Origin of the sequence: Gluconacetobacter entanii, from assembly GCF_013155425.1 — a bacterium.
Lineage (GTDB): Bacteria > Pseudomonadota > Alphaproteobacteria > Acetobacterales > Acetobacteraceae > Novacetimonas > Novacetimonas entanii.
In genome coordinates this window covers 1-1,048 of the sequence record NZ_JABJWD010000156.1, presented here as the reverse complement: position 1 = coordinate 1,048, position 1,048 = coordinate 1, and the positions used below count along the sequence as shown (strand labels likewise).

1 pseudogene is annotated in these 1,048 nt (G+C 55.4%); it reads right to left on the bottom strand.

The annotated features are described in order from the left end of the window. Positions 1-211: 211 nt before the first annotated feature. Positions 212-894: pseudogene (locus HNH97_RS17165) on the bottom strand (IS5 family transposase); the annotation flags it as partial. Positions 895-1,048: the final 154 nt, after the last annotated feature.

Sequence of the window (1,048 nt, the reverse complement as noted above, 5' to 3'; positions counted from 1 at the left end):
GCAGGCGATCGCCGCCCGGCTTCTGGTCCACGAACTGGATGCCAATGCGGGTCGGCCGCCACGGCAGTTTGAGCCGCTGCCATCCTATCCTGCCCTGCCTGCCGAACAAACGGACCCGCTGCCTGACCAAGAGGGCATAAAAAAAGAGGTCTGATCGACCTCTCAGAACCCTCTAAGAATGCGTTCTATGGGGTTCCAAACTATGTGTCCCGCGGTTCCAATCCTGTTGGCGCGCTACACCGAACATGATCTCGATACGGTGGCGTATTTTGTATTTCCGTTTGTCGTATTTGACCGGTTTTGCACGAGATTTTCGACCAGGAATACAGGGTTTGATCCCTTTCTCCTCCAGGGCCTCTCTGAACCAGTCAGCGTCATAGCCCCGGTCTGCCAGCATCCATTCGGCTGGTGGCAGACTGTCCAGAAGGGCAGCGGCACCAGTATAATCACTGATCTGACCTGCTGTCATGAAGAAGTCGAGCGGACGTCCGTTCCGGTCGGTGACAGCATGCAGCTTCGTATTCATCCCGCCTTTGGTCCGCCCGATCAAACGGCCTGAGCCCCCTTTTTTAACCGCAGGCTCGAAGCCGTGCGATGTGCCTTGAAATAGGTCGCATCAATCATGATTGTCTGAGGCTCTGCCTTGCCAGTAGCCAGTCCCTCCATCATGCGGATGAATACCCCCATAGCGCTCCAGCGCTTCCAGCGGTTGTAGAGCGTCTTGTGTGGACCGTATTCCCGGGGCGCATCACGCCAGCGCAGACCATTTCTGTTCACGAAAATGATCCCGCTCAACACACGACGATCATCAACGCGAGGTTTGCCATGGCTCTTCGGGAAAAAGGGCCGCAGACGATCCATCTGCTCCTCCGTCAACCAATACAGGTCACTCATCTTCAGTCTCCTCACAGAGGCTGAATCAGATTTCCGCAATCATATCAATGGGTCCTGAGCCTAGCACTACAGTTGCATTTTGTGTCGTGAGTGAGCGCGGATAGCACTGGCCTGATGCGTTCGTCGAAAGACGGACCATCTGAGGATGTGAGAG